The following is an 8,353-nucleotide window of genomic DNA, read 5'->3' as shown; positions in this document are numbered from 1 at the left end:
CGTCGCCGTGGCGCAGCAACCGGCCGGCGGCGCGGTGGAACCGCAGGATCTCGGCAAGCATCCACAGATAACGTGGTCGCAGCGAGTGGCGCGAGGCGAAGAGTCCGTGAAAGCCAAGGGCGCCAGCGTATTCCAGGCCGGACTCCTCGGCCCGCACCGACATAGACATGTCCGAGTCCTGCGTGGTCACGCCCAACTCGGAGAACAGTCGGCACAGCGTGGGGTAAGTGCGGTCGTTGTGCACCAGAAACGCCGAATCCACGTTGACGAGGGTTCCGTCTCCACCGTCGACCACATGGGTGTGCGCATGGCCGCCGAGTCGGGTGTCGGACTCGAACAGGGTGATCCGGTTGGAACCGGACAAGGCGTAGGCCGCGGTGAGGCCGGCAACCCCGCTGCCGATCACCGCAATGGACCGTACCGACGTCTTCAGCACACCGGGTATTCGGAGCTACCGCCCCGACGGATGCCCTCAATCGAGGCCGCACAGCAATCCAAAGCCACCGTTGTTCCGAATGCCAGATGTCCATTCCGCAGGAGGCGGCCGCTGTGTCGCCGGCACGTTTGACAAAGGAGCCAAAGCGCATGAAGGACGTTCGGAGCAAGACGCTCGCGGTGGGTCTGGCCGCAGTCGCGATGGTCGGTTTCTCGGCATGTTCGAGCAACAAATCCGACAGTGCACAACAGACCAGCGCGCCGCCGATGAGTAGTTCTGCGGCACCAGCCATGACCAGCGCTGCGGCTGCACCAGCCAGCGACCTCATCGGCTCCGGGTGTGCGGATTACGCCGCGCTGCACCCGACCGGTCCGGCATCGGTGTCCGGAATGGCCCAGGATCCGGTCGTGACGGCGGCATCAAACAACCCGCTGCTGTCGACCTTGACCGCGGCGCTGTCGGGCAAGTTGAACCCGAACGTCAATCTCGTCGACACGCTCAACAACGGTCAGTACACCGTGTTCGCGCCGACCAACGCCGCCTTCGACAAATTGCCGGCGGCCACGATTGACGAACTCAAGACCAACTCCGAGAAGTTGAAGAGCATCTTGACCTACCACGTCGTGCAAGACCAGATGAGCCCGAACAAGGTCGATGGCATGCACAAGACGTTGCAGGGCGCCGATGTCAACGTCGTGGGGCAGGGCAACGACCTCAAAGTCAACGCCGCCGGTCTGGTGTGCGGAGGGGTGCACATCGCCAACGCGACGGTCTACATGATCGACACTGTGCTGGTGCCACCCAGTCAGTAGCGGTCGCGAGTCGTTGCGAGGTAGGGCAGCCCGGTTCGCCGGGCTGTCCTATCGCATCTGTGGGCCACATCGAGCGATCCAAGCCGGATGTGGTAGCGAATACTAAATATGTTGTCCCTCGCGTTGATCGGCTTGGTCGGTGGTCTGATCACCGGGATTTCGCCCTGCATCCTGCCGGTGTTACCGGTGATTTTCTTCTCGGGTACTTCGGGCGCTTCCGGTAATCAGGGCGCCGAGGGTGACCCGGGTGCGGTAGCGACGAAACGTGAAGTTGGACGGCCGTATCGGGTAATCGGCGGGCTGGTACTGAGCTTCAGCGTAGTGACGCTGGTCGGTTCCACGCTGTTGTCGCTTTTGCACCTGCCGCAGGACGTGATCCGCTGGGTGGCGCTTGCGGCGTTGGCGGCGATCGGCCTCGGCCTGATTTTCCCGCGATTCGAGCAACTTCTGGAGCGGCCGTTCGCCCGGATTCCGCAGCAGCAGATCGCCACGCGCGCAGGCGGTTTTGGTCTCGGGTTGGCTCTGGGAGTTCTCTACGTTCCATGCGCGGGGCCGGTGCTGGCCGCGATCGTGGTCGCCGGTGCTACCGCGAATATCGGTCTGCCGGTCGTCGTGCTGACGGTGGGCTTCGCGCTCGGCACCGCAGTACCACTGTTGTTCTTCGCGCTCGCTGGTCAACGAGTTGCCGAGCGGGTGAGTGCTTTTCGTCGCCGTCAGCGTGAAATTCGGGTGACAGCAGGAATCGTGACCCTGCTGTTAGCGGTGGCGCTCGTATTCAACCTGCCCGCCGCCCTTCAGCGCGCTCTACCCGATTACACAAGTTCGCTGGAAAACAAGTTGGGCGGGGAGAAAAAAGTCCAGCAAGCGCTCAATCTCGGCGGCATCGTCAACGACCAGAACAAAGAATTGTCCAACTGCCACGACGGTTCTGCAGAGTTGGAGAATTGCGGTCAAGCGCCAGACATCACAGGTATTACCGCCTGGCTCAATACACCCGGTGACAAGCCGGTCGATCTGCATGCGCTGCGCGGCAAGGTGGTGCTGATCGACTTCTGGGCGTACTCGTGCATCAACTGCCAACGCGCGATCCCGCACGTCGAGGGTTGGTACAAGGCTTATCACGACGCGGGTTTCGACGTCATCGGCGTGCACACTCCCGAGTACGCCTTCGAAAAAGTCACCGATAACGTGAAAAAGGGTATCGCTGATCTGGGCATCACCTACCCGGTGGCACTGGACAACAGCTACTCGACCTGGACCAACTACCGAAATCGTTACTGGCCGGCCGAATACGTCATCGATGCCAACGGCATCGTGCGACACATCAAGTTCGGCGAAGGTGACTACAACGGCACCGAGAACGTGATTCGTGAGCTCCTGATCGCCGCGCATCCCGGAGTGGTGTTGCCGCCGCCGGTGGATGCGCCCGACACCACCCCCACGCATACTTTGACACCCGAGACGTACTTCGGTGTCGGCAAGATGACCAATTACGCCGGAACAGGCGTCTACGATCAGGGCCGGGCGGAATTCGCCTATCCGCCAGCCCTTCCGGACAACTCCTTCGCCTTACAGGGCCCGTGGACCCTCGACTACCAGGGTGCGACCGCGGATAGCGATTCCGCCGGCATCAAGCTCAACTACCTCGCCAAAGACGTCTACATCGTTGTCGGGGGAACGGGCAGTCTCAGCGTCACCCGAGACGGCAAGACGACGTCCGTACCGGTCGGCGGCCCACCGACGTCACACCAGATCGTCGCGACAAACGAGGTGGCTCGCGGATCACTCGAGGTGCGGGCCAGCAAGGGGCTGCAGGTGTTCTCGTTCACCTACGGATGATCGGGTCCGCGGCCAATCCAGACTCCACTCGGCTCCGAACAACCCATGTCAGCTATCCACGATGAGGAGCTTGAAACGCGATGAACACTCATATCAAAGTGACCGGTCTGGCTGCTGCCGCCGCGGTGGGCTTAGCCCTCGCCACCTGTGCGCCCGCCACAGCGGCACCCGATTTGATCGGCGCGGGCTGCGCGGACTACGCGGCGATGCACCCGGACGGCCCCGCTTCGGTATCCGGTATGTCGCAGGATCCGGTGGCGGTCGCGGCGTCGAACAACCCCATGCTCACCACGCTCACCGCCGCCGTCTCGGGCAAGCTCAACCCGCAGGTGAATCTCGTCGATACGTTGGACAGCGGCCAGTACACCGTTTTCGCGCCGACCGACTCCGCCTTCAACAAGCTGCCCGCCAGCACGATCGACAAACTCAAGACCGACTCGAACCTGCTGAAGAGCATCCTGACTTACCACGTCGTTCCGGGGCAGCTCAGCCCCGCGCAGGTGGACGGTTCGCATCCCACCGTCCAGGGTGCGGCGGTGCAAGTGACCGGGAGCGGTAACGGCCTGCGGGTCAACAATGCCGGCCTGGTCTGCGGTGGTGTTCCCACGGCGAACGCGCAGGTCTACATGATCGACACGGTCTTGATGCCGCCTCAGTGACGCCTCCCAACGGCAACTCGGCGGCTACGGCAACCGCCGTGGCACCCGTACTGGCAGCCGCCATCGAGCCGGTTATCGGTGGCGCGCTGCCAGTACGGCTGATCGCCTGGGACGGCAGCGTCTCCGGGCCCGCGGACGCACCCGTCGTCTGGTTGCGCAGTCCAGCAGCGTTGCGCCGAATGCTTTGGTGCCCCGGAGAACTGGGTGCCGCTCAGGCTTATGTATCTGGTGACCTCGACGTCGACGGCGATCTGGTCACCGCGTTGGACCACGTGTGGTCACAGGTCACCCAAACGCGACTCACGCCGATCAAGCCGTCGGCAACCGTGCTGGCACGACTGAGCGCGGCGGCGTTCCGACTGGGCGCCTTCGGTATTCCGCTGTCGCCTCCAGCCACCCAGGCCAGGTTGCGTGGCCGATTGCACAGTCTGTCCCGCGACAAGGCGGCCATCAGCCACCACTACGACTTGTCGAATGCGTTTTATCAGCTGATCCTTGACCCCTCGATGGCCTACTCGTGCGGCTACTGGGATCCGTCACAAACGAAACCCACGCTCGCGCAAGCTCAACAGGACAAGCTGGACCGCATCTGCCGCAAGTTGCGCCTCGACGAGCGACCCGACATGTGGCTGCTCGACGTCGGGTGTGGCTGGGGTGCGCTGAGTCTGCATGCCGCTGAGCATTACGACGCGCAGGTCGTGGGTATCACGTTGGCAGAGGAACAGAAGGCCTATATCGACGACGTGCTCGCGGAGCGTGGACTCGCCGACCGGGTCGAGATAAGGGTTCAGGATTACCGGTCTTTCACCGACGGGCCATTCGATGCTGCGGCATCAATTGAAATGGGCGAACACGTTGGCCAGCAGCATTATTCGACATTTGCCGGCGTCCTGCATGACTGTGTGCGGCCGGATGGGCGAGTGCTGATCCAGCAGATGTCCCGACGCGGCCGACACCCGGGCGGCGGTCCGTTCATCGAAGCGTTCATCGCACCTGACATGCACATGCGCCCACTCGGGGAGACGATCGGGCTACTCGAGGGTGCCGGCTTGGCGACGATTACGGTCGAAGCGATGGGCTCGCACTACGTGCACACCGTCGACGCCTGGATCGAAAATCTCGAAAATCGTTGGGATGCTGCCGTAGAGCTGATCGGCGAGGAGGCAGCCCGGGTCTGGCGTCTTTACCTGGCCGGCGGCAGGCTGGCCTTCGCGCACGGTCGCATGGGAGTCGACCAAATCCTGCTGGGCAAACCTGTGGCGATCACCAACAGCCACGCGTGTCGATGAGTGCGCAGCTGTGCGTACTACGGCGTGATGATGTGCGACGGATCGGGCCGAAACTCCGGCGGAGCCTGGCTGTAGTCGCCGAACGGCCCGTCGCGGCCCTCGACGGCGGCGCGGACACCCTGGGTGGCGGCGGTCTCGATGAAGCCCAGCGCCTCTGGGGTGTTGCGCATCAGGCCGTCGAGAATGCCGCCCAGCGTCTGGGTCGACGACAGGCCCATGTTCTCGTAGGCCTGATTGACGATCAGCTTCTGTGCTTGCAGCTGCGACAACGGGATTCGTGACAGCTCCGCGGCGACTTCGGCGACGCGGGCCTCCAGTCGCTCGAAGGGGACCGCTTCGTTGATCAGTTCCACCTCGGCGGCCTGCACGCCGGTCAACGGCCGACCGGTCAGCGAATGCCACTTCACCTTGGCCAGACTCAGGCGATACAGCCACATCCCGGTCAGGTAGGCGCCCCACATCCGGCTGTAGGGAGTGCCGATCACGGCGTCCTGGCTGGCGATGACGATGTCTGCGCACAGCGCGTAATCGCTTGCCCCGCCGACACACCAGCCGTGTATTTGCGCGATCACCGGTTTCGAGGCCCGCCAGATCGCCATGAACTTCTGCGTCGGACCGGTCTCGCGGGCACTGACCATCGCGAAATCCTTGCCCGGATCCCAGCGGCCGTCGGTGTTCATCGCCTCGGCCCACTGCTGGAAGCCGTCGCCGAAGTTGTAGCCGCCGGAGAACGCGCGGCCGGCCCCCCGCAGCACGATCACCTTCACCGCCGGATCGCGCTCGGCCAAGCCCACGGCCGCCTCGATCTCGTCGGGCATCGGCGGCACGATGGTGTTGAGCTGCTCGGGACGGTTCAGCGTAATGGTCGCGACGGATCCGTCGCGGACGTACAGCAGGGTCTCGAAATTGGTTGTCGACATTGTCAACTCGCCTCCGGCGGGAGCATCTGAAACCCGGTCAGGACGGTATCGGCGTCCCGGGCATACACGGCGTTGTCAGGATCGGTGGATTGCACCGTGACGGTAGCCACATAGGTGATCGAGTGGAAAGCGTTGGCCACCATGAGCGTCTTGGCCTTGCGCGCTGGGATCCGGCCCATGCCGGGGGCGTCGTAGTCGACGAGCTGGGCCTCGTCTCCGCAGCGGGTCGTCGCGGCGATCTGCAGCCCGGTGGCCCCGAGACGGTCGACCAGTGCGGCCCGTTCCTGGTCGAAGATCGTCGTGTTGTCGGTGTCGGCGCCGGGCACGGATTCGAGCGTCACGACGGCGGTGGGCATGAAGTCGCTGGCCGCCAGGCCCTTGTTCCGCATGGTGAAGCGGATGATCTCCGGGTCCAGCATCGATGCCTGTTCCCAACCGGGAGGCTGCGGAATTTTCAGCTGCGGCTCGCCTGCGGCGCGGGGCGCGATGGGCGTCAGGGGAGCCGAAACCTGCTCGCAATCAGTGGGTTTGCGTGGTGGTTGGTGAGGATCCCGAGCCGCGGTGCCGGTGATCACCTTCGAGCAGCCCGGCACCGCCAGCACCGCCACGGTCACCACCGTCGCAGCCAGCAGGTACGGCACATGCATTGCCCCACCCCACGCCTTCATCACTTGTGCCGTCAACCACCCAACATTTGCCATAGGAACGAGAAGGCCAGCGCCGATTTGAATGCGGTCTGCGCGTTGTCGGCCGCGCCGGCGTGGCCGCCCTCGATGTTCTCGTAATACCAGACCCGATGCCCGGTGGCCTCCAACGCCGCGGTCATCTTGCGGGCATGCCCGGGGTGCACCCGATCGTCGCGGGTCGACGTCATGATCAGCACCGGCGGGTATTCGGTGTCAGCCGAAACATTCTGGTAGGGCGAGTATTCGGAGATGAATCTCCAGTCGTCGGGGTCGTCGGGGTTGCCGTACTCGGCGACCCAGGAAGCGCCCGCCAGGAGCAGGTGAAAGCGTCGCATGTCCAGCAGCGGCACCTGGCACACCAGTGCGCCGAACAGCTGCGGGTACTTGGTCAGCATGATGCCCATCAACAGGCCGCCATTGCTACCGCCCTGGGCCCCGAGTTGCGAAACAGTCGTGATTCCGCGATCGACCACATCGGTTGCCACAGCAGCGAAGTCCTCGGCGACCAGGTGCCGGCCCTCGCGCATCGTCTGGGTGTGCCAGTTGGGCCCGTACTCGCCGCCGCCCCGAATATTGGCCAGCACGTAGGTGCCGCCACGCGCCAGCCAGAGCCGGCCCATCACCGGGCTGTAGCCGGGGGTGTAGGAGTTCTCGAATCCGCCGTAGCCGTAGAGCAGCGTCGGCCCGGGCCCGTCGATGCCGCCAGGCCGGACGACGAAGTACGGGATCGCGGTGCCGTCCTTCGACGTCGCGAAATATTGCGCTATGGAAAGGTTTTCGGCGTCGAAGAAAGCCGGTGCGGATTTGATCTGTTCCAGTTGGTCGCTGCCCGTTCCGCGCAGCAGCCGCGACGGGCTGTCGAAGCCGCTGGAGTCCAGGAAAAACTCGTCGCCGGTGTCGTCGGCGGCGACGATCACGCTCTCGGTCGCCGGCGGAATTCCGGCCAGCGGTGTGCGCTCCCAACTGCCTCGTGACGATCGCAAGCGCGGCGAAGCCGGGCGCAGCGCGTCGTCACGCGAGGGCGGTGTGACGACCTCGACCCGGCTGGCGACGTCGGCCAACGTGACGAGCAGGAGCCGGTCGCGGGTCCAGGCGTACTGGTGCAGGCAGGTGTGTGCATCGGGTTCGAAGACCACGGTCAGTTCACGCCCACCGCTGAGGAATTCGTCGTAATTGGCCGCCACAAGTGAACCGGCCGGATAGGTCGCGGTGCCGAACTCCCAGTCGGTGCGCGGTTCGATCAAGAGCCATTCGCGGTGGATCGAAACGCTGCTCGCATCGGAGGGCACGTCGATCCGGATCAGTTCGGGGCCGCGCAACTCGTAGCGCTCACTGTTCCAGAAGTCGGTGGATCGGGAGACAAAGGTGCGCTCGAAACCCGTTGTCCGATCGGTGGATCCGCCGACGCTGACGTCGGTGCTCGCGCCTTCGAAAACCAGCTCCGCCTCGGCCAGGGGCGTACCGCGCCGCCACCGTTTGACGATGCGCGGATAGCCGGAGTCGGTGAGCGAGCCGGGCCCGAAGTCGGTGCCCACCAGCACGGTGTCGGGGTCTTCCCAGCTCATCTGTGTCTTGGCTTCGGGCAGCTCGAATCCGCCATCGACGAAATCGCGCTTCTGCAAGTCAAATTCGCGCACAATGACCGCGTCGGCGCCACCTCGGGACAGATTGACCAGGGCGCGGTCGAATTCGGGTTCGATGACGATGGCGCC

8 protein-coding genes are annotated in these 8,353 nt (G+C 64.2%); 4 read left to right on the top strand and 4 right to left on the bottom strand.

The annotated features are described in order from the left end of the window. On the bottom strand, nt 1–436 hold a 436-nt coding region (locus tag AC2VOG_RS11065), incomplete at its 3' end, for an NAD(P)-binding protein (protein ID WP_486939941.1). A gap of 149 nt (nt 437–585) precedes the next feature. Here AC2VOG_RS11065 and AC2VOG_RS11060 point away from each other — a divergent pair. From AC2VOG_RS11060 to AC2VOG_RS11045, 4 genes are all read left to right on the top strand, one after another. Continuing rightward, the gene (locus AC2VOG_RS11060; RefSeq protein WP_486939940.1) at nt 586–1,248 is read left to right on the top strand and encodes a fasciclin domain-containing protein; all 663 of its coding nucleotides are present in this window, start codon (nt 586–588) and stop codon (nt 1,246–1,248) included. A gap of 108 nt (nt 1,249–1,356) precedes the next feature. After that, nucleotides 1,357–3,087 carry a cytochrome c biogenesis protein DipZ gene (locus AC2VOG_RS11055; RefSeq protein WP_486939939.1) on the top strand — a complete coding sequence of 577 codons (1,731 nt, stop codon included), beginning with the start codon at nt 1,357–1,359 and terminating at the stop codon, nt 3,085–3,087. Nucleotides 3,088–3,167: 80 nt separating this feature from the next. Next, nucleotides 3,168–3,746 (top strand): fasciclin domain-containing protein, encoded by a 579-nt coding sequence (locus AC2VOG_RS11050; RefSeq protein WP_486939938.1) that lies wholly within the window; start codon nt 3,168–3,170, stop codon nt 3,744–3,746. A 38-nt stretch (nt 3,747–3,784) separates the two neighbouring features. After that, nucleotides 3,785–5,035: a class I SAM-dependent methyltransferase gene (locus tag AC2VOG_RS11045; RefSeq protein WP_486939937.1), complete on the top strand. Its 1,251-nt coding sequence runs from the start codon at nt 3,785–3,787 to the stop codon at nt 5,033–5,035. A gap of 17 nt (nt 5,036–5,052) precedes the next feature. Here AC2VOG_RS11045 and AC2VOG_RS11040 read toward each other — a convergent pair whose 3' ends face one another. From AC2VOG_RS11040 to AC2VOG_RS11030, 3 genes are all read right to left on the bottom strand, one after another. Next, on the bottom strand, nt 5,053–5,955 hold the full coding sequence (locus AC2VOG_RS11040) for a crotonase/enoyl-CoA hydratase family protein (RefSeq protein WP_486939936.1): 903 nt from the start codon (nt 5,953–5,955) through the stop codon (nt 5,053–5,055). Nucleotides 5,956–5,957: 2 nt separating this feature from the next. Continuing rightward, nucleotides 5,958–6,638 carry an LpqN/LpqT family lipoprotein gene (locus AC2VOG_RS11035; protein ID WP_486939935.1) on the bottom strand — a complete coding sequence of 227 codons (681 nt, stop codon included), beginning with the start codon at nt 6,636–6,638 and terminating at the stop codon, nt 5,958–5,960. Beyond that, nucleotides 6,635–8,353 (bottom strand): prolyl oligopeptidase family serine peptidase (locus AC2VOG_RS11030; RefSeq protein ID WP_486939934.1); only part of this gene is annotated, 1,719 nt, incomplete at its 5' end. The genes AC2VOG_RS11030 and AC2VOG_RS11035, both read right to left, overlap by 4 nt.

This window comes from Mycobacterium sp. TH-M11, assembly GCF_057473725.1.
Note: the sequence above shows the minus strand (reverse complement) of the source record. Positions and strands in the feature narration are given on the sequence as shown.

Coding starts and splice junctions, on each gene's coding strand:
- AC2VOG_RS11055 (WP_486939939.1), top strand. CDS start 1,357: ATGTTGTCCCTCGCGTTGATCGGCTTGGTCGGTGGTCTGATCACCGGG.
- AC2VOG_RS11050 (WP_486939938.1), top strand. CDS start 3,168: ATGAACACTCATATCAAAGTGACCGGTCTGGCTGCTGCCGCCGCGGTG.
- AC2VOG_RS11040 (WP_486939936.1), bottom strand. CDS start 5,955: ATGTCGACAACCAATTTCGAGACCCTGCTGTACGTCCGCGACGGATCC.
- AC2VOG_RS11060 (WP_486939940.1), top strand. CDS start 586: ATGAAGGACGTTCGGAGCAAGACGCTCGCGGTGGGTCTGGCCGCAGTC.